Raw genomic sequence first — 18,409 nt, 5'->3', positions numbered from 1 at the left:
CCCGCGTCGGCACCGGCGGCCTCGTTGTGCCGCCCGTCGGAAGGTGATCGTGGCGGCAGTCGTCGCCGTCACGCTCGCCCTGCTCGGTGCGGGATATGTGATCGTCGGCCGGACCGGCGGACAGACCGTCGCCGACAGCAAGGCGCGCTCCGCATCCGCGCTTACGGGCCTGGCGCCCAAGGCCGCGGCGGCTCCGGACGCGGACCCCACGCCCGCGCACGAGAACCTGCCCAGCTCCATCCCCGGTCTCGGCCCGAAGACCCGGGCCGAGATCCCCGCCGCGAGCCGTCAGGTGCTGGTCGCCTCCGGAAAGGCCAAGAACTCCTCGGAGTCCCTGGTCACCCTGTGGTCGCGCACCTCGGACGGCCACTGGCACGCGGGCGCCGCCTGGCCCGCGCACAACGCGCTGCACGGTTGGACCCGTACCCACCACGCGGGCGATCTGCACAGCCCCATCGGCGTGTTCGCGCTCAGTGACGCGGGCGGGTTCGACGCCAACCCGGGCACCAAGCTGCCGTACCACCACTCGTCGAAGTTCCAGGCGGGCGGCGTCGGCTTCGAGGGCGAACCGCTGGACGACGCCTTCGACTACGTGATCGCCATCAACTACAACCGCGTCGCCGGGACCTCACCCCTCGACGGCACCCAGCCGCTCGGCCCGAGCCGCGGCGGCGGCATCTGGGTCCATGTCGACCACGGCGGTCCCACCCACGGCTGCGTCAGCGTCTCCGCGGCCCACATGGTCGACCTGCTGCACACGCTGCTGCCCGCCGCCCACCCCGTCATCGTGATGGGCGACAGCGCCTCGCTCGCCGCGTAACCCCGGCCTGGTCGTCCCCTCGGTGCGGGTGTCCGCCGCCGGCACCGTACGTCCGGCGGCGGACACCCGGCCCGTACGTCGGCGGACACCCGGCCCGTAGGGCTCAGCCGCGCGGCAGGACCAGCGACTGGACGGTGGGCAGCCCCTTCCAGTCGTTGGACGCCACGGTCGCGTGGGCCTTGGCCAGTTGGGCGACGCGGGCCTGGGCGTCGGCCGCCGACGGGTTCATGTCGTCCAGGGCCGGCGGTACGTTCTGCGCGTCGGTCATGAACAGCAGATAGTGGTGCGAGTCGTACCAGCCCGTGTCGATGCTGCCGTTGAGATACGTGGCCGCGTCGCCGTCGAACGCCACGAACCACGGGCGCAGCGAGGTGTCCGAGTAGCGTGAACGCGGGTCGCCCGACTGGGCGTTGTGCACGGACGGGAAGACATTCGCCTGGGCGGCCTTGCCCTTGCTGTTCAGATCGCGCAGATAGCTCGCGTACTCCTTGTCCGTCCACAGGGAGTCGGTGGGATTGGCCTCCTCGACCGTGCCCGGGATGATCTCCAGGAGCACCTTGCCGGCGAGTTGCTGCCGGGTGGGCCAGTTGTTCGCGACGGCCGCGTCGTCCAGCGTGGCGTACGTGCCGCCACCGGGCTTGGCGAGGAGGTCGGCGGGCTTGAACACCAGGCTGCCGAGGTGCGCGCTGATCGACTGGTCGAGCTTGGCCGGACTCATCCCGAAGGTGGCCTGGAAACCGGCCTTCATCTCCAGCTTGATGATCAGCGGCCCGTGTCCCGGGTGCGCGCCGAGCCACACCCGGACGTCGTCGAGGCAGCTCTCCAGGTCCTTGTTGGCACCGCCGCTGTAGAGCTGCGCGGGCGTGGAGGCGTCGACGCAGTTGTTGCCGTTGCCGGTCGGGTTGGAGTGGCTGACCTTCCACTCCTGGGTCAGGAAGTCGTCCCAGACGTCGAGTTCGATCATCGAGGTGCCGGTGTCGAGCGCCTGGGCGAGGTAGCCGAACGCGGCGGGGTCGTAGGTGTTGTGCAGGCCGGACGTGGTGGCGGCGGTGAGCGGCAGGGCGTCGGTGTCGGCGCCGGAGGCGGGGCCGCCTCCGGCGAGGGGGAGGGCGAAGGCGAGCGTGAGGCAGGCGGCGAGGGCGCCGAGGCGCGCGGTTCGCGCGGTTCGCGCGGGGTGGGGGGCTCGGCGGGTGAACTGACGGGTCATGTGTCCTCCAGTGGGGGGTGGCTGGGGGCGGCTCTCCGTCTGGACGGTGACGGTCGCGTGTGAATCGACGGAGACATGACACGTAACACGATCTGGATTCCCCCTGTCAGCTCCGTTCCCGCCTATCTCCCCACCCCCACGAGCCCGTCGCCCGGGCGGCCAGTTGGCGCCCAGCCGCAGCTCGGGTCGGCGCCGCGGCGGTGTGGACCGGCGGTGTGGACCGGCGGTCGGGGCGCGGGACCTGCTGGGCCCGTCACGTTCCCCTTGCCGTGGGGGCCGGTTGGCCTGTGCGCCTGCGCTGGGCTCGCGGGGGGCGTGCACCTTTTTCCGCCGCGGCGGTGCTCAGCCGGGATGGCGGGGTCCGGCGGTGTCGACCGGCGTTTGGGGCGGGGGCCTGCGGGGTCGTGACGTTCCCCTTGCCGTGGGGGCCGGTTGACCTGTGCGCCTGCGCTGTGCTTGTGGTGGCGCTCGCCAATTTCCCGCCGCAATGGTGCTCAGCCGAGATGGCGTGGTCCGGCGGTGTCGACCGGCGGTCGAGGCGGTGGACCCGATGGGCCCGTTACGTTCCTGTGCGCCTGCGCTGTGCTTGTGGTGGCGCTCGCCAATTTCCCGCCGCAATGGTGCTCAGTCGGGACGGCGTGGTCCGGCGGTGCCGACCGGCGTTTGGGGCGGGGCGCCGTCCGTTGGCCGCTTGCCGCGGCGGCGGCCGTCACGCCCCTTCGCGCCGAAGGCGGCGAACACTCGACCGCGTGGGCGGCCGTATCCCCGCCTTCCCGCGTCGCCTCCGCCTTTCCCGCCGCGGCGGTGCTAAGCCGGGACGGCGTGGTTCGGCGGTGCCGACCGGCGGTCGGGGCGCGGGACCCGCTGGGCCCGTCACGTCCCCCCTGCTGTGGAGGTCGGTTGACCTGTGCGCCTGCGCTGGGCTCGCGGGGAGCGTGCACCTGTTTCCCGCCGCAGGGGCGCCCGGTTGGGACGGCGTGGTTCGGCGGTGCCGACCGGCGGTCGGGGGCGGGGGCACTGCCCGTTGACTGCTCGTCGCGGCGGCGGCCGTCACGTCCCGTTCGCGCCGAAGGCGACGTCGTAGGGCTTCACCCCGCGGCGGGACGGCCAACGTCCCGACGGCGTCTGACCGGCAGAAAGGCAAGCACGGGGATCACGCCACGCCCAGCAGCCGCAACCCCGCCGTCGTGACCGCCGCGGCGAGGACCACGACGAAGAACGGCGCCCGGCGCCACGCGCAGATCCCGCCGACGAGCACCCCCGCCGGCCGGGCCGGGCCCGCGAACGCGTGCGACTCCGTGAGCGAGGACGTCGCGACCAGCGCGGCCAGCAGGACGACGACCGCCACGGCCATCAGACGTTCCAGGCGCGGCGAGAGAGGCACCCGGGCCCGTAGCACCGGCCCCGCGAAGCGGAACGCGAACGTGCCGACGCCGAGAACGGCCGTGGCGAAGACCAGACCCGTACCCGTACTCACGGCGCCACCCCGTCCCGCGCCGCGCCGGCGCCATCCCGCGACGCCTCGTTCCGGGAGTGCTGCCACGGCGCTCCCGCCGCCACCCCGCCGAGCGCGAGCAGCACCGGCAGCCCGGCCGGCAGATACGGCGCCGCGACCAGCGCGATCACCACGCCCGCGGCCGCCGCCCGCCGCGTCGCCGCGTCGTTCAGCGACGGCAGCAGCAGCGCGAGCAGCACCGCGGGGAAGGCCGCGTCGAGCCCGAAGACGTCCGTGTCGCCCACCGCCCGGCCGCCGAACGTGCCCGCCACCACCCCGAGGTTCCAGGACGCGAACAGCGCCGTCCCGCAGGCCCAGTACGCCACGCGCCGCAGCCGGAGCTCGTCCTGCGCGAGGGTGAACGCGACCGTCTCGTCCACCATCAGGTGACTGCCGACGATCCGCCGCAGCCACCCCGTACCGAGGGCGTCGCCGACCGCGAAGCCGAACGGTACGTGCCGCGCGTTCACCAGCAGCCCCGCGACCACGGCGGCCACCGGGTTGCCGCCGGCGCCCACGATGCCGATGAAGAGGAACTGCGCCGCTCCCGCGAAGACCACCACCGACAGCAGCATCGGCAGCCACAGCGGCAGCCCGAGACCGACCGCGATCGCGCCGAACGACGCCCCCACGAGGGCATCGGCGACGCAGACCAGGGCGATGTCTCTCGCCAGGCCCTTCTCCGGGGTTCGCCATATCGAACGCATCACCGTCTAGAATGAACACAAGGACTGGCGTTCGTCAAACCGAACGGAACAACTTCTCTGGCGAACGCTCCCTGTGAGCGCCCCGCCCCGTAGACGCCCCCCGTACGCGAACCGACCCCCGGAGCACGGCATGGCCCCCGACGACAGCACCACCCCCAACGGCGCCCCGCTCGCCGCCATCGCCGCGTCCCTCCAGCGCGAACGCCGCCGCCTCGGCCTGTCCCTCGCCGAGGTCGCCCGCCGCGCGGGCATCGCCAAGTCGACCCTGTCCCAGCTCGAATCCGGCAGCGGCAACCCCAGCGTGGAGACCCTGTGGGCGCTGAGCATCACCCTCGACGTCCCCTTCGCCAGGCTCGTCGACCCGCCCCGGCCCCGGGTGCAGGTCATCCGCGCGGGCGAGGGCATGACCTTCACCGCCGAGCGGTCGGACTACGCGGCCACCCTGCTCGCCTCCTGCCCGCCGCACGCGCGCCGGGACATCTACGTCGTCACCGCCCGGCCCGGCTCCGACCGCGAGTCGGAGCCGCACATGACCGGCGTCATCGAACATGTCGTCCTCAGCACCGGCCGCGCCCTGGTCGGCCTCACCGAGGACCCCGTCGAGCTGCGCCCGGGCGACTACGTGGCCTATCCCGGCGACCTGCCCCATGTCTTCCGCGCGCTGGAACCGGACACCGTCGCGGTCCTGCTCTCCGAACACCACTGACGCCGGCGCGAGCGCCGTACGCCAGTGGCCCGGCGGATCGCCCAACCGCCGTGCGCCGGCGGGTGTCACGCACGCCCCGCGACCCGCATCGCCCACGCCAGGCACCCCAGCGAGGCCGTGCACACCACCGTGCGCGCGATGTTCCAGTGCACCCAGCTCGACTCGAAGTGCGCCCGTACCGCGGCGAGATCACGGATCTTGCCGGGAGCGCCCGCGGCGGCGAGCCGGTCGTTGAGCGGCACATTGAGGCCCATTGTGATGACCAACGACAGTACGTAGAGCACGATTCCGGCGACGATCCACGGCAGCGCGGGCCGTCCTTCGCCACGCCAGTGCAACGCCGCCGCGACCCCGCCGAGTACGACCGCGCCGCCGAACGCGAGGGTGAACCAGCCGTTGAGAATCGCCACGTTGACCCGCTGCATCGTCTCGACGAACGTACGGTCGTCCGCCCGGCCGAGCCCCGGCATCACCGCGCAGGAGAACGCGAAGTACAGGCCCGCCATCAGACCGGTGGTGAGCGTGGCGGCGAGCAGCACAAGGCCGCGGATGTCGCCGTTCATGGCAACTCCCTTTCTGGGGGCGGGCGTTGGAGTGAAGGCCGGGCGCGGCGGCTGCTGCTGCCCGTGCTGATACGGCTGTGGCCGCGCGTCCCACCGGTAGGTGCCGGGACGCTGTTCCGAGGTCGGGTGCGGTGTCATGGCCCCAGTACAGCCGCGCGGTCCGGGCGCTCACCATGGTCGAAAAGCTCACGCCCATACGCGGACGTCTCCGCCTAGGCTGGACGTCATGGACGCACTGGCCACCCTGCTCGACGGCCCCCGGGCCCGCGGCGCCTTCCTGCTGCGCTCGGTCCTCACCCCGCCCTGGTCGCTGCGCGTCGAGGACCGCGCGCCGCTGACCCTGCTCTACCCGGCGCGCGGCGACGCCTGGGTGCTGCCGGACACCTGCCGGCCGGTACGCCTGCGGCCCGGCGACATCGCGGTGGTCCGCGGCCCCGAGCCGTACACGGTCGCGGACGACCCGGCGACCGCGCCTCGGATCGTCATCCGCCCCGGACAGGTCACCACCAGCCTCCAAGGCGACGAACTGTGCGACGAGATGGACCTCGGCGTGCGCACCTGGGGCGACGACCCGGACGGCTCGGCCGTGCTGATCAGCGGGACGTACCAGATGGAGGGGGAGATCAGCCGGCGCCTGCTGGCCGCGTTGCCGCAGGTGCTCGTCCTGACCGGTGACGCCTGGTGCAGCCCGCTGCCCGAGCTGCTGCGGGAGGAGATCGTCCGGGACGAGCCGGGCCAGGACGTCGTCCTCGACCGGCTGCTCGACCTGGTGCTGATCGCGGTGCTGCGGGCCTGGTTCGCGGGCGCGGCACCGGATTCCGGCGTGCCGTCGTGGTTCGCCGCCCAGAGTGATCCCGTCGTCGGCCCCGCGCTGCGACTGCTGCACGACCGGCCCGCGCATCCGTGGACGGTCGCCGAACTGGCCGCGCGGACCGGTGTCTCCCGCGCCGGGCTCGGCCGGCGCTTCACCGAACTGGTCGGCGAGTCGCCGATGGCGTACCTCACCGGCTGGCGGCTGGCCCTCGCCGCCGACCTCCTGCGCGAGCCCGACGCCACGGTCGCCTCCGTGGCCCGGAAGGTCGGCTACGGGAGCCCGTTCGCGCTGAGCGCGGCGTTCAAACGGGTGCGCGGGGTCAGCCCCCGGGAGTACCGGGAGGGCGTGGCGGTCTCCTGAGTGCGGCGCGCGTCTGCCCGGCGTACGGACAACGCCCGTGGGACTGTTTAGGCTGACTGCATGAAAGAGTGGGATCTGCGGAAGCTCCAGGTGCTCCGCGCGCTGCACGACACGGGTACGGTCACGGCCGCCGCGGCCGCCCTCCGGATGACCCCTTCGGCGGTCTCGCAGCAACTCGCCGCCCTGGGCAAGCAGATAGGCGCGCCCGTGATCGAGGCGCGCGGGCGCGGCGTACGGCTGACCGGCGCGGCGCACGTACTGCTGCGGCACGCCGAGGTCGTCTTCGCCCAGTTGGAACGGGCCGGCGCCGAACTCGACGGCTACGCCCGGGGCGACGCCGGGCTCGTCCGCGTCGGCACCATCGCGACCGCCGTCAGCCGCCTGGTCGTGCCCGCCGCCGGCCTGCTGCGCCGCTCCGCGCCCGGGATCACGCTGTCCGTCCGCGAGGCCGAGGCCGCGGAGGTGTACGAGGAACTCGCCGCGGGCGACGTGGACATCGCGGTGTCACTGGCCGTGGACGCCCCCACCGCGCGCGATCCGCGCTTCGTGCTGTTCCCGCTGCTCACCGACCCGCTGGACATCGCGCTGCCCATCGGCCACCCGCTGGCCGCCGTGCCCGGGCTGCGGCTGGCCCGGTTCGCCGCCGAGCCGTGGATCTTCGGCAGCCGGGGGCCCTGGCGCGACATCACGCTCGCGGCCTGCGCGGACGCCGGATTCGTGCCCGAGCAGGCGCACGCGGCCGCCGACTGGCAGGGCATCTTCTCGCTGGTCGCGGCCGGTATGGGGATCGCGCTGGTGCCCCGGATGGCCACCGCGGGCGGACTGCGGCAGGCGGTGGCCGTACGGCCGCTCGACGCGGACCGGCCGCGGCGGCGGATCGTGGGGGCCGTGCGGGGCGGCGCGGAGGACGCGCCCCTGCTGCGGCGGACGATGGGGGCGCTGCGGCAGGCGGCGGAGCTGGATCCAAATGTGCAGTTTGACTGAACGGTATATTCAGAAAGTTTCGATGGACGTGAAGGGTCGTGGGGGCTGAGAGTGGAGCCATGACGAGGACAGGGGATGAGGACATGACGGGGCAGGGGCAGGAGCGTGGGGCCGACGCGGGGGCGGGCTCGGTGTCTGGGGCGGGGCCGGGGCCGGGGCCGGTGGAGGCGTTCACCGCGCTGACGGCGTTCACCGGGGCCGCGTCGCCGTACGGCGGAGGGAATCCGTTCGCGGACTACCGCAGGGGCGAGCTGCCCTTCGCGGGGCTGACGGACCTGGCCGACCGGCGGCTGGGCGCGGGGGTGATCGCGGCCGGCGACGAGTTCTTCGCCGAGCGGGAGAATCTGCTGCGGCCCGGGCCCGCGGTCTTCGACCCGGAGCACTTCGGACACAAGGGCAAGGTCATGGACGGCTGGGAGACCCGCCGGCGACGCGGCCCCTCGGCGGAGGTCCCGCATCCCGACCCGGCGGACCACGACTGGGCGCTGATACGGCTCGGGGCGCCGGGCGTGATCGGCGGCCTGGTGGTCGACACCGCGCACTTCCGGGGCAATCACCCGCAGGCCGTCTCGGTCGAGGCGACGTCCCACTCGATGTCGGCGGCGCCCGAGGACCTGCTCGACCCCGAGGTGGAATGGACCGTACTGGTCCCGCGTACGGAGGTCGGCGGGCACGCGGAGAACGCCTTCGCGGTCCATGCCGAGCGGCGCTTCACCCACGTCCGGCTGAGGCAGTATCCGGACGGCGGAGTGGCCAGGCTGCGGGTGTACGGAGAAGTGGTGCCCGATCCGGGGTGGCTGGCGGAGCTGGACACCTTCGATCTGGTCGCGTTGGAGAACGGCGGTTCGGTGGAGGACGCCTCCGACCGCTTCTACTCGCCGCCCGAGCACACCGTCCTCCCGGGCCGTTCCCGGCAGATGGACGACGGCTGGGAGACCCGCCGACGCCGTGACACCGGGAACGACTGGATCCGGTATCGGCTGGTCGAGCAAGGTGTGATCCGTGCGGTCGAGATCGACACGGCGTATCTGAAGGGCAACGCGGCGGGCTGGGTGTCCCTGTCCATACGTGACGGGGAGGGCGGCGCCGACGGCACCGAAGGCGAGTGGGTCCAGCTCGTGCCCCGGGTCCGCCTCCAGCCGGACACCGTCCACCGCTTCCTGGTCAACCAGATCCCGGCCACGCATGTCCGGCTCGACATCTTCCCGGACGGGGGCATCTCCCGGCTGCGCCTGTACGGCTCCCTGACCGCGCGCGGCGCCGCGCGTCTGGCGGAACGGACAGCGGCGCTGAGCTGAGGGACGCCCGCAGGCGTCGGGCCGGGGCTGGAGGCTGGGGCTGGGCCTCGGGCGCGGCCGGGCGTGGGTGCGGCTACATGCGGGTGCGGCTGGGCGCGGGCCGGATCTCGTTACGACGGTGCCGGCCCGGTGTACGGGTGCGGGTGGTCGGTCAGCGCGGGCCCAGGGTTCGGTCCGACCAGTCGACAAGGTGCTCGAACAGGCCGATGCGGCGCCGCAGTACGGCCGTGTCGTCACCCCCGACGTCGTACGCGGCGGAGCCCACAGGGGTGCCGGTGGCCAGCCTGGTGAGCATCAGCGGAGCCAGCCAGCAGTACTTCGCCGCCCCGGCCGCGGCGACCGAGCGGCGCAGCGTATCGGCGTTCGTACGGTGGCCGCCGTCCCGGAGCCCGGTCAGATATCCCTCGATCACGGTCTCCGAGATCTCCGGCAGCAGTTCGGTGGGCATCAGGCCGTCGGCGACGCAGTCCGGGATGAGGTTGGCGATGTCCTCACCGACACCGCCTTCCCCGACGAACGCCCAGTCCAGAAGAACGGTTCGGTCGGCGGCGCCCGTGGGGGTGTCGACGGAGAGGAGGTTCAGCGGCCAGACATCGAGGTGGCACAGCGTGCGCGGAGTGGACTCGGCGGCGGTGAGGAGCGTGTCGCGGCTCTCCCACAGACGACGTAGCCCCGTGCGCAGGGCTGCGGGCCAGACGGCGACGGCGGTGGGATGGTCCCAAGGGAGGTGAGCGGGAATCGACTTGCTCGACACGTACTGGCGCAGCCAGCCCCGGGAGAGCCAGGGCCGGTCGGGGAGACGGTCGGTCCAGGGCGCCTGGGCGGTACCGAGGGCCTGGGCGAAGGCGGCAATCCGGGGGACCGTCCAGTGGGAGCCCGACAACCCTGACACGTCCTCCAGCCAGAGGGCGAAGGAACCGTCGGGCCGGGTGTCGGCGGCCAGCAGCCGGGGACCTTCGATCCCGGCGTCGGCGAACGCGGTCGTGGGCAAGCCGTCGAGGTAGGCAAGGGGTTCGCGGCGCCAGTGGTTCCAGTGCCGCGGGTCGGGACTGCTCGCCCACCCGTCGGGGACGGGCGCGGAGCCGGAGGCGTCCACCGTGCCGGGGCTCGCAGGGGAAGCCGAGGTATCGGCCATGCCCGCGCCGGGGGCCAAGCTCGCGGAAGGCGCTGAGGCGTCCGCCGCGCCCGGGTCGGCCGAAGTGTCCGCCGCGCCCGAGCCGGCGGCAGTCCCCGGGCCGGCCGGTCCTGCGGGTGTGCCCGGGAGGCACAGTTTGAGCACTGCGCTGCCCAGGGGGCCGGTGACCCGCCACACCCCGCCGGTGGCCAGGTTGAGCTGGCTGTGCGTCAGCGGGGTGAATGTCCGGTCCGCGGGGCCGGAGCCGCCGAGGACGGCCGCGACGGACTCGGGCACGGCTGCGGGCGCGGCCGCTGTTGCCGCGAGCCCACCGGCACCTGCTCCCGCCCCGGCCGCCATCCCGTCCCCCACATCAACCCCGGCCTTGCCCGCGGCTCCCGGCAGGCTCACTGCGCGCCGAACAGCGCCAGCAGCTCGTCCTTGCCGAACATCCTGGCGGTGTCGATCGCGGACGGCGTCCCGGCGGCCGGGTCGGCGCCGCCGTCCACCAGGGCGCTGATCACGTCCTGTTCGCCCTTGAAGACCGCGCCGGCCAGCGGGGTCTGCCCGCGGTCGTTGGCCCGGTCGGGCTCGGCACCGCGCTCGAGCAGCGCGCGTACCGTCTCGGCGTGGCCGTGGTAGGCGGCGAGCATGATCAGGGTGTCGCCGCGGTCGTTGGTGAGGTTGGCGGGCACTCCGGCGTCGACATAGGCGGTGAGGCCGGCGGTGTCGCCCTGCCGTGCGTAGTCGAAGACCCGCGCGGCGAGCTCGATGACCTCCGGGTCCTGCGTGGGGTCGTCGTCGGCGGCGGGATCGGGCGTGGGCTCGGTCATGGAAACACCCTACGCAGGGCACCGGCCGTTGAAGAAGGAGATCACGACATGCCGCGTGGGACCGTCGCCGACCCGCACGTCCAGCGGGACGCAGGCCCGGCCGTCCCCGGCGACGAAGAACCCGCCGGGAAAGGCGGTGGTGGCGGCCGGGCAGCCGTGGAAGGTCACGGCGGGCGCGGGCGCGGTGCCGTAGCCGCCACCGAACTCCAGCCCGGCACGGGCCCGTTGCTGGGCGCCGACGGTGACGGTCACCACCGCGCCCGGCCGCACCTGGGTGATGATGCGGTAGTGCCAGCCGTCGGAGTTGCGGCCGCCGTGCGCGCTCTGGTTGCCGTCGGCCAGCGTGCGCAGGCCCTTCCAGATCAGCGGGCCGACCGTCACGTCGTCGGGTCCTGCGGTCGGCACGGACGACGGTCCGGGTACGGGGTTGCCCGTCGCCCTGCGCGTCGGTCCCTGCCCGGAGGGTGCGCCGGTGGCCGGGGCGTGACCGGTGACGGCGCCGGAGGTCGTGCCGTTGGGGCTGCCGTGGGAGGTGACGGTCGGATACGTCATGCCGTCGAGGCACTCCACCGGCCGGGGGTGCTCGATACTGCCGACCGGCGGCGGCGCCGAGGCGTCGACCGCCGGGTCCGTGGCGGTCACATCCGAGTGCGCGCCCAGCGTGCACCCGGAGAGCAACGCCAACGCCAAAGCTCCGCCCGCCACACCAGCCGCTCGCCGTACTCGACCTGACATGGGCATCACCCCTCCGTCAGGACGGTACGTCCTCAGCCGAGCGGCGGCCAGACCACCAACTGCCGTACAAGATCGGGGTCTCCGCTCACCCGCAGGTCACCGCCGTCCCAGGGCGTCCGGCGGTAGAGCGCCAGCAGCAGTGCGTCGGCCGGGCCGGAGACCGCCGCACCCGGCGCCGGACCGTCGCCCGGACCGCCCCGCACGGCGGAGGCTCCCGTCGCGTCCAGGATCAGCGTCCAGGCCGGGCCCTCGTCCGAGACCAGCGCGACGCGGGCCGGCGCGTGCGGCCAGCCGTCCATCGAACCGAACCCGACGTGCAGGAATTCGTCGACCGCGTCCACCGCCAGACCGGGCGGCAACGATTCCGGGGCGCCCGCCGCCTCCTGGGCGTCCCGCGCGTGCACCGCCGCCTCCTGCACCTGATGCCGGGCCACCGCCTCGGCCGTGGACGGGTTGCCCGACTCCGCCCACCACGTCCAGCACTCCACGTCCGGCCCCGCCGTGCGCAGCGCGTCCAGCAGGACATCGGTGGACCGGGCCGACCAGTCGAGCAGTTCGCCCGGCGGGACCGGACCGTCCACCACCGCGTCCACCGGCGGCCGTTGGGCCGGTCCGGCCGCCACCGACGCCGCCCAGAACCGCTGCACCTCGGCCAGGTGCGCCACCAACTCCCGTACCGTCCAGTCGGGACAGCCCGGGACGCGGTTCCGCGGGTCGGCCTCCGCCGCGGCCTTGCGCAGCGCGGCCGACCGTTCCCCGATCTGCTCCAGCCGGTCGGCGAACCGGAGTTGCGGGAAGGAGGACCCGGACGGCGGGGTGTGCGAAGTCGTCATGGGTTCCGTTGTAGCAGCGACTGCCGACAGCCGGCCGCGCGCCACCGCCGTACGCCGGGTGACCGCGCCGCGCGCCCCCCGCCGGGCCGCCGCCACCGGCCCGGCGTCGAGCCCGATTCCGACTGCCCCTGGTCAGCGGGCCGGGAAAGCTGTTCCATGGTCATCGAACGGCCGCCGTGACCGAGGCGGCCACGTGTGCAAGATGAGGTGGCCTTGGCTACGACCGTGCGACGTACCGCTGTGAGCATTCCGGCCGCGCCTCTCGGCCCGGAGAACCCGCTGCCCGCCCTGCGCTCATCCGGCGAACTGCACCAACTCGACCCGCGGGACCGGGAAGGGCTGCCCGCCGACATGGCCCGGCAGATCGGCTACGCGCCGCTGCGATCCGTGCTGCCCGTCCGGGTCCTCGACAATTACGGCCGCACGCGCGCCCCCGCCGAACTCGACGCCCTCGTCATCGAGAACGACCGGGTCCGCGCCACCGTGCTGCCCGGCCTCGGCGGCCGGCTGTACTCCCTGGTGCACAAGCCCACCGGCCGTGAACTGCTCTACCGCAACCCCGTGTTCCAGCCGGCCGACTTCGCGCTCGCCGGTGCCTGGTTCTCCGGCGGCGTGGAGTGGAACCTCGGCGCCACCGGCCACGCCGCGCACACCTGCGCCCCGCTGCACGCCGCCCGCGTCCCCGCCCCCGACGGCGGCGAGATGCTGCGGCTGTGGGAGTGGGAACGCCTGCGCGACCTGCCGTTCCAGATCGACATGTGGCTGCCCGACGGCTCCGACTTCCTCTACGTCGGGGTGCGGGTCCGCAACCCGCACGACCGCACCGTCCCCGCCTACTGGTGGTCCAACATCGCGGTCCCCGAGGCCGAGGGGACCCGGGTGCTGGCCCCCGCCGACGCCGCCTGGCACTTCGGCTATCAGCGCACCCTCAGCCATGTCCCGGTCCCCGGGGACGGCGGCGGCCCGGACCTCACCTACACCACCCGCGCCGAGCACGCCGCCGACTACTTCTTCGACGTCCAGGACACCGACCGGCGCTGGATCACCGCGCTGGACGGCGACGGCCACGGCCTCGTGCAGACCTCCACCGACCTGCTGCGCGGCCGCAAGCTCTTCCTGTGGGGCCACGGCCGCGGCGGCCGGCGCTGGCAGGAATGGCTCACCGAACCCGGCACCGACGGCTACCTGGAGATCCAGGCCGGGCTGGCTCGTACTCAGCTCGAACACATTCCGATGGCCGCCGGTTCCGACTTCTCCTGGCTGGAGGCGTACGGTCCGCTCGCCGCCGACCCCGCGCTCGTGCACGGCGACGACTGGTCCGCCGCCCGCGCCGAAGCCGCCGGACGGCTGGAGACGGCCCTGCCGCGCGAGACCGTCGACGCCGCCTACCGGACCTGGCTCGCCCACGCCGACAACGAACCCAAGGACGTCCTCGCCACCGGTTCCGGCTGGGGCGCCCTGGAGACCGAGCGCGGCCGCTTCGACCTGCCCGGTACGCCCTTCCCCGCCGATACCCTCGGCGACGCCCAGCAGCCCTGGCTGGCGCTGCTGCACACCGGGGTCCTTCCGCCTCCCGCCGCCGACGAGCCCCCGGGCCCCTCGCTGGTCTCCCCGGAGTGGCGCGAGCTGCTGGAGTCGTCCGACACCCACCCGGGCGAGGAGTGGTACCGCGACTACCACCTCGGCGTCGCCCAGTGGGCGGCGGGCGACCGGGCGCAGGCCGTACGCAGCTGGGAGCGCGCGCACGCCGCCCGCCCCTCGCCCTGGGTGCTGCGCGCCCTCGCCGTCGCCGACACCGATGCGGGCAGGACCGAACAGGCCGCGGAACGCTTCCTCGCCGCGTACGCGCTTCTCGGCGAGGCTCCTGCGGCCGGCGCCGAGCAGGCCGTACGTGTGCGGCGCGCCCTGGTCCTGGAGGCCGTGCCCGCGCTGCTGGCGGCGGGCCGCGCCGGGGACGCCGACCGGATGCTCGCCGATCCGGCGCCCGGAACGGGCGAACAGCCGCCGGACGGCGGACGCTTCCGGCTGCTGCGGGCCCGTACCGCGCTCGCCCAGGGCGACCCGGTCCTGGCGCGGGCGATCTTCGACGAGGGCTTCGTCGTCGACGACCTGCGCGAGGGCGACGAAGTGCTCGGCGACACCTGGTACGCCATCGCGGAAGCGCTGATCAGCGCGGACGGTCCGGCCGGACTCGACCTCCGGGCCCAGGCCCGCGCCGAACACCCGCTCCCGGCGGCCTACGACTTCCGGATGCGCCCGGAGGACTAGCCACCCGTCGTGGCGCCCGCCCCGGTCATCGCGCCCAGGAGCGCCGTCCGTTCACCGGCCGTCAGGTCGCCCGGCCGGCGGCGCTCCCGCGCGAAACGGTTCGCGGCGCGCTGCAACGTCTCGTTGACCGGCGTCGGCACCCCGAAGCGGCGGCCGAGCAGCACGATCTCCCCGTTGAGATAGTCCGTCTCGATCGACCCCGTGCCGCGCATCAGGCTCTGCCAGGACGAACCGCCGCCGCGCACCGAGCCTTCGAGCGGCTGGACGCTCACCCGGTCACCGCGCACCCGGGAGGTCTCCCGCTGGTCGATGTGCGCGATGCCCGCCGCGTCCAGGACGGCCACGCCCTCGGCGCGCGCCCGTGCCGTCAGCTCCCGCAGCGACTCGGCGTCGTCCGGGCCGCACACCGCCTCGACGGCGTTCCCCAGGTTCGCGATCAGCTTGGCGTATTTCCATGCCATCACCTCCGCCGAGACCGGGGCGCCGAAGCCCGACGCCGCCAGATCGGCCGCGATCCGCCGCGTCACCTCGTCCGCGCCCGACGGATAGCGGCCCAGGTGCAGTATTCCGGTCAGTGGCGCGCACGGCGCCAGCACAACTCCCGGCTCCAGATGCGAACTCGGCAGCCAGACGCACATCGCGTGCACGTCACGGAAGCGGCGCAGCGCCAGCCGCTCGTTCTCCACGCCGTTCTGCGCGCACACCACGGCGGGACCGGCACCGTCGCCGTCCCCGTAGCCCGCCCAGGTCTCCAGCACGCCCGCGGTGTCCTGCGTCTTCACGGCCAGGAGGAGGACGTCGTCCGCGCGGGGCGTCAGCTCGTCCGGGCCCTCGGCCACCGGAACGGGCAACGTCCGTACGCCGCCGGGCAGTTCGAGCCGCAGTCCGCGTGCGCGCAGGGCCGCCGCGTTGGCGCCCCGCGCCACCAGCACGACCTCGTGCCCGCTCTCGTGCAGCCGCCCCCCGATCGTGCCCCCGACCGCCCCGGCGCCGATGATGATGTATCGCATCCCCCGAGCCTCGCACACCCCCTCACCCGGCCCGGCGGCCGACCGCCCGAAGACCCGGCCACCGCCCCCGCAGGCGAAGCAGAGCCCTGTGGGCCCGACCGACGGCCGGCGTGCCGCTGATCGTCGGCCTCGGCTCGGCTGTGCCGTGGTCTGCCGTGGTCTGCCGTGGTCTGCCGTGGTTCGCCGTGCCCGGTCCGCTGCGGCTGCCCGACCGCCTCTCGCTGTCCGCCGTCCGGTGCGGGGAGTGCCGGGCCCTACGTGTCGGCCACCCCGCCGCCGGTGCGCGGTCGGCCCGGGCGACCCTGCGCGACCTGCCGCTCGAATCGGCGGAAAAAACCGCGTGACCTCTCCGGAATCCCGTCGTTATTCGTACAGAGATGCCAAAAAGGCGTATGTGTGCGAATGCGGGGTGGGTGCGGTGCGTACGACGGGGGAGCCGGCCGAAGGGACGCGGTCGGCCGTGTTCGCGGGGGCGGCGCATGGTCCGGGGTGGCTTGGGTACGCGCCGGGTTCAGCGACAGGAAGCCATGAAGACCGAGCAGAGCAGTACCGGCGAGAGGAATCCGTAGCGATGACCGACATCAACCCCAACGGTGCCCTGCCCCCGGCGCAGCGCGCACTCCACGAGATCGCCCACGGCAGTGAGAACGTCATCGCGTTGAGCACCCTCGCGGTGAGCGAGGTTCTGCTGCCCGTACCGGCCGCGGACGAGTTCCCGGAAGGCGTCGGCGGCGCAGAGCTGCCCCGCGAGATACAGCTCCCGGTGTACGAGCAGGATGACGGCAGGCAGCTGGTCCCGGTGTTCACCTCCGAGACCCGGATGGCCGACGCGCTGCCCGCGACCCGGCGCTACCGGCTGGTCCAGCTGGCCGCGCTGAGCGGCGCCTGGCCGTCGGACGAGCTGATCCTGTCCATCGACACCGGCAGCGAGGACGCGCTGAGCATATCCGGGGAGGGGGTGCGGGCGCTGGCCAGCCTCGTCGGCGAGAACTGAGTCGCGAGAACTGAGCCGCGGGCGTTGAGCCGCGGGCACTACTGAGCCGTGGGGCCCGTCAGGGTCCCGCGGCTCAGCCCCGGTACACGACCAGGCCGCCGGGCACCTTGTCCAGCAGCAGCTCCCGGGGCGCGGGCGCCACCTCGCCGTCGAAGGCGAGGTGGACTCCTTCGCCCGGGACGCTCAGCCGCAGCCTGCGCAGGGCGGTCGACCGGTACACCGGCGACGAGGTCACCACCCCGGTCAGCGCCGCGCCCAGCAGCCGCGTCCTGGCATACGGACCGGCGTCCACGATCCGGATGTCCAGCAGTCCGTCGGCGAGGTCGCGCCGCCGCACGGGGGCCGGGCCCCAGCTGGAGTAACGGCAGTTCCCGGCGAAGAGCAGCCACACCGACCGGGGCCGCCCGTTGACCTCGACGTCGACCGGTTCACAGGTCCGCAGCACATGCACGGCGGCCAGCACACCGGCCGGCCAGCTGCCGACCCGCCGCGACCAGCGTTCCCGCACCCGGACGAGATCGGGGTAGGAGCCGATGCTGAAGGTGTTCAGAAAGGGGGAGGTCAGACTGTCCGCGAGATCGGTACGGCGGGCCAGGTCCACGGTCGCCGCCCGCCCGGTGACGACCGCGGCCGAGGTGTCCTCGACCGAGCCGCAGCCGAGGTCCAGCGCGAAGTGGTTACGGGTCCCGCCGGGGAAGACGGCCAGCGGCAGCCGGTGCCGCAGCGCGACGGACGCCGCCAGGCAGACCGTGCCGTCGCCGCCGCACACCCCGAGCGCCCCGCCCTCCTCGGCCGCCGCGCGGGCCGCCCGCTCCAGCAGCTCGGCCAGGTCGTCGTCCTCGGTGCCCTCGACCACGGACGCGCGCGGCAGCTCCGCGCGGATACGGTCGGCCAGCCCGGTCAGCAGCGGCGGCGGCCCGGAGGCGGTGTTGACCACGACATGCAGTCCTTGCCCCGACGGCAGCGCCGGGGCCTCGGCCGCGGGTCCCGGGTCGGGCCGCCGCTCGGTCGGCGGCAGCATCGCCCGTACGGCCAGGGCCGCGCCCACGCCCAGCGCGCACCCGACCAGTACGTCGCTCGGGTAGTGCACGCCGGTGTAGACGCGGGAGAACGCCACGCTCGCCGCGACCGGGGCCAGCGCCGTGCCCCAGGCGCCGGACTCCGCGGCGGCGCCCGCGGCGAAGGCGGCGGCCGAGGCGGCGTGCCCGGAGGGGAAGGACGAGGTCACCGGCTGGCGGCGCAGCCGCCGTATCGCCGGTACGGCGTCCAGCAGCGGCCGGGACCGCCGGACCGCGCCCTTGCCCACCGTGTTCACCGTCAGGGAGGCGACCGCCAGTGACCCCAGCCCGCGCAGGGCGGCCCGCCGCCCGCTCTTCCCGCCGGCCACGGCCATCCCGGCCGCGACGGCGAACCACAGCCGCCCGTGGTTGGCCGCGTGGCTCAGCCGGGGCAGCACGGGCTCGGCCCCCGGCCAGTGCCGCCCCGCCACGTCGGCGAACAGCGCCCGGTCCCAGTCCTTCCAGCGATACGTCATGACGCGTCGGTTACCCGGTGTGTCCTGGTTGTACGCTCACCGGATGAGCGCACCGCAGCCGGACGTCCGGCCCGACACCGTCGAGCCGACGGCCGCAGCGCCGGTCGCCGTACCGTCCGGCCGAGTGGAGCCCG

General features: G+C 74.0%; 18 protein-coding genes. 8 read left to right on the top strand and 10 right to left on the bottom strand.

Features of this window, described 5'->3' with window-relative positions:
• Positions 1-49: 49 nt before the first annotated feature.
• Entirely contained in the window at positions 50-820 is a 771-nt protein-coding gene (locus OHA30_RS05185) for a L,D-transpeptidase family protein (RefSeq protein ID WP_328912611.1), read from the top strand.
• 103 nt (positions 821-923) lie between these two features.
• Here the strand turns inward: OHA30_RS05185 and OHA30_RS05180 are convergent, their stop codons facing one another.
• From OHA30_RS05180 to OHA30_RS05170, 3 genes are all read right to left on the bottom strand, one after another.
• Positions 924-2,027, bottom strand: coding sequence for a phosphatidylinositol-specific phospholipase C domain-containing protein (locus OHA30_RS05180; RefSeq protein ID WP_328912610.1), 1,104 nt, complete (start codon positions 2,025-2,027; stop codon positions 924-926).
• A gap of 1,153 nt (positions 2,028-3,180) precedes the next feature.
• Positions 3,181-3,504 (bottom strand): AzlD domain-containing protein, encoded by a 324-nt coding sequence (locus tag OHA30_RS05175; protein ID WP_328912609.1) that lies wholly within the window; start codon positions 3,502-3,504, stop codon positions 3,181-3,183.
• Positions 3,501-4,229, bottom strand: a complete 729-nt coding sequence (locus tag OHA30_RS05170; RefSeq protein WP_328912608.1) for an AzlC family ABC transporter permease — start codon at positions 4,227-4,229, stop codon at positions 3,501-3,503. The genes OHA30_RS05175 and OHA30_RS05170 overlap by 4 nt, the downstream gene beginning before the upstream one ends.
• 130 nt (positions 4,230-4,359) lie before the next feature.
• Here OHA30_RS05170 and OHA30_RS05165 point away from each other — a divergent pair, with 130 nt between their 5' ends.
• Positions 4,360-4,935, top strand: coding sequence for a helix-turn-helix domain-containing protein (locus OHA30_RS05165; RefSeq protein ID WP_328912607.1), 576 nt, complete (start codon positions 4,360-4,362; stop codon positions 4,933-4,935).
• Positions 4,936-5,000: 65 nt separating this feature from the next.
• Here OHA30_RS05165 and OHA30_RS05160 read toward each other — a convergent pair whose 3' ends face one another.
• Positions 5,001-5,498 (bottom strand): anthrone oxygenase family protein, encoded by a 498-nt coding sequence (locus tag OHA30_RS05160; RefSeq protein ID WP_328912606.1) that lies wholly within the window; start codon positions 5,496-5,498, stop codon positions 5,001-5,003.
• A gap of 226 nt (positions 5,499-5,724) precedes the next feature.
• Between OHA30_RS05160 and OHA30_RS05155 the strand changes: the two genes are divergently transcribed.
• The 3 genes from OHA30_RS05155 to alc are packed head-to-tail and all read left to right on the top strand — an operon-like array spanning position 5,725 to position 8,954.
• The gene (locus tag OHA30_RS05155) at positions 5,725-6,672 is read left to right on the top strand and encodes an AraC family transcriptional regulator (protein ID WP_328912605.1); all 948 of its coding nucleotides are present in this window, start codon (positions 5,725-5,727) and stop codon (positions 6,670-6,672) included.
• Between the two features lie 60 nt (positions 6,673-6,732).
• Positions 6,733-7,656: a LysR substrate-binding domain-containing protein gene (locus tag OHA30_RS05150; protein WP_328912604.1), complete on the top strand. Its 924-nt coding sequence runs from the start codon at positions 6,733-6,735 to the stop codon at positions 7,654-7,656.
• A gap of 59 nt (positions 7,657-7,715) precedes the next feature.
• The gene (alc, locus tag OHA30_RS05145) at positions 7,716-8,954 is read left to right on the top strand and encodes an allantoicase (RefSeq protein ID WP_328912603.1); all 1,239 of its coding nucleotides are present in this window, start codon (positions 7,716-7,718) and stop codon (positions 8,952-8,954) included.
• 151 nt (positions 8,955-9,105) lie between these two features.
• On the opposite strand, the gene OHA30_RS05140 is transcribed toward alc, so the two are convergent.
• The 4 genes from OHA30_RS05140 to OHA30_RS05125 form a co-directional block, all read right to left on the bottom strand.
• Positions 9,106-10,365 (bottom strand): hypothetical protein, encoded by a 1,260-nt coding sequence (locus OHA30_RS05140; RefSeq protein ID WP_328912602.1) that lies wholly within the window; start codon positions 10,363-10,365, stop codon positions 9,106-9,108.
• Positions 10,366-10,475: 110 nt separating this feature from the next.
• Positions 10,476-10,901 carry an ankyrin repeat domain-containing protein gene (locus tag OHA30_RS05135; protein WP_328912601.1) on the bottom strand — a complete coding sequence of 142 codons (426 nt, stop codon included), beginning with the start codon at positions 10,899-10,901 and terminating at the stop codon, positions 10,476-10,478.
• Between the two features lie 9 nt (positions 10,902-10,910).
• Complete coding sequence (locus OHA30_RS05130; protein ID WP_328912600.1) at positions 10,911-11,585, bottom strand: hypothetical protein; 675 nt, start codon at positions 11,583-11,585, stop codon at positions 10,911-10,913.
• Positions 11,586-11,668: 83 nt separating this feature from the next.
• Complete coding sequence (locus OHA30_RS05125) at positions 11,669-12,469, bottom strand: maleylpyruvate isomerase family mycothiol-dependent enzyme (protein WP_328912599.1); 801 nt, start codon at positions 12,467-12,469, stop codon at positions 11,669-11,671.
• A 225-nt stretch (positions 12,470-12,694) separates the two neighbouring features.
• Between OHA30_RS05125 and OHA30_RS05120 the strand changes: the two genes are divergently transcribed.
• A complete protein-coding gene (locus tag OHA30_RS05120; RefSeq protein WP_328912598.1) occupies positions 12,695-14,737 on the top strand; it encodes a DUF5107 domain-containing protein in 2,043 nt (680 codons plus the stop codon).
• Here OHA30_RS05120 and OHA30_RS05115 read toward each other — a convergent pair.
• The gene (locus tag OHA30_RS05115) at positions 14,734-15,747 is read right to left on the bottom strand and encodes a ketopantoate reductase family protein (protein ID WP_328912597.1); all 1,014 of its coding nucleotides are present in this window, start codon (positions 15,745-15,747) and stop codon (positions 14,734-14,736) included. The genes OHA30_RS05120 and OHA30_RS05115 overlap by 4 nt on opposite strands.
• Positions 15,748-15,857: 110 nt before the next feature.
• On the opposite strand from OHA30_RS05115, the gene OHA30_RS05110 reads away from it, so the two are divergent.
• Both OHA30_RS05110 and OHA30_RS05105 read left to right on the top strand, forming a co-directional pair.
• Entirely contained in the window at positions 15,858-16,091 is a 234-nt protein-coding gene (locus OHA30_RS05110) for a hypothetical protein (protein WP_328912596.1), read from the top strand.
• A gap of 227 nt (positions 16,092-16,318) precedes the next feature.
• Complete coding sequence (locus tag OHA30_RS05105) at positions 16,319-16,741, top strand: SseB family protein (RefSeq protein ID WP_328912595.1); 423 nt, start codon at positions 16,319-16,321, stop codon at positions 16,739-16,741.
• A gap of 73 nt (positions 16,742-16,814) precedes the next feature.
• Here the strand turns inward: OHA30_RS05105 and OHA30_RS05100 are convergent, their stop codons facing one another.
• On the bottom strand, positions 16,815-18,275 hold the full coding sequence (locus tag OHA30_RS05100; protein ID WP_328912594.1) for a bifunctional phosphatase PAP2/diacylglycerol kinase family protein: 1,461 nt from the start codon (positions 18,273-18,275) through the stop codon (positions 16,815-16,817).
• Between the last annotated feature and the right edge of the window lie 134 nt (positions 18,276-18,409).

The sequence above is a fragment of the Streptomyces sp. NBC_00223 genome, from assembly GCF_036199905.1.
Lineage (GTDB): Bacteria > Actinomycetota > Actinomycetes > Streptomycetales > Streptomycetaceae > Actinacidiphila.
This window is presented reverse-complemented; position numbering and strand designations above follow the sequence as displayed.

Bases quoted from the DNA above. Each gene is read 5' to 3' on its own strand.
- OHA30_RS05180 (WP_328912610.1), bottom strand. From the start codon at position 2,027: ATGACCCGTCAGTTCACCCGCCGAGCCCCCCACCCCGCGCGAACCGCG.
- OHA30_RS05170 (WP_328912608.1), bottom strand. From the start codon at position 4,229: ATGCGTTCGATATGGCGAACCCCGGAGAAGGGCCTGGCGAGAGACATC.
- OHA30_RS05165 (WP_328912607.1), top strand. From the start codon at position 4,360: ATGGCCCCCGACGACAGCACCACCCCCAACGGCGCCCCGCTCGCCGCC.
- OHA30_RS05160 (WP_328912606.1), bottom strand. From the start codon at position 5,498: ATGAACGGCGACATCCGCGGCCTTGTGCTGCTCGCCGCCACGCTCACC.
- OHA30_RS05155 (WP_328912605.1), top strand. From the start codon at position 5,725: ATGGACGCACTGGCCACCCTGCTCGACGGCCCCCGGGCCCGCGGCGCC.
- OHA30_RS05150 (WP_328912604.1), top strand. From the start codon at position 6,733: ATGAAAGAGTGGGATCTGCGGAAGCTCCAGGTGCTCCGCGCGCTGCAC.
- alc (WP_328912603.1), top strand. From the start codon at position 7,716: ATGACGAGGACAGGGGATGAGGACATGACGGGGCAGGGGCAGGAGCGT.
- OHA30_RS05135 (WP_328912601.1), bottom strand. From the start codon at position 10,901: ATGACCGAGCCCACGCCCGATCCCGCCGCCGACGACGACCCCACGCAG.
- OHA30_RS05125 (WP_328912599.1), bottom strand. From the start codon at position 12,469: ATGACGACTTCGCACACCCCGCCGTCCGGGTCCTCCTTCCCGCAACTC.
- OHA30_RS05115 (WP_328912597.1), bottom strand. From the start codon at position 15,747: ATGCGATACATCATCATCGGCGCCGGGGCGGTCGGGGGCACGATCGGG.
- OHA30_RS05105 (WP_328912595.1), top strand. From the start codon at position 16,319: ATGACCGACATCAACCCCAACGGTGCCCTGCCCCCGGCGCAGCGCGCA.
- OHA30_RS05100 (WP_328912594.1), bottom strand. From the start codon at position 18,275: ATGACGTATCGCTGGAAGGACTGGGACCGGGCGCTGTTCGCCGACGTG.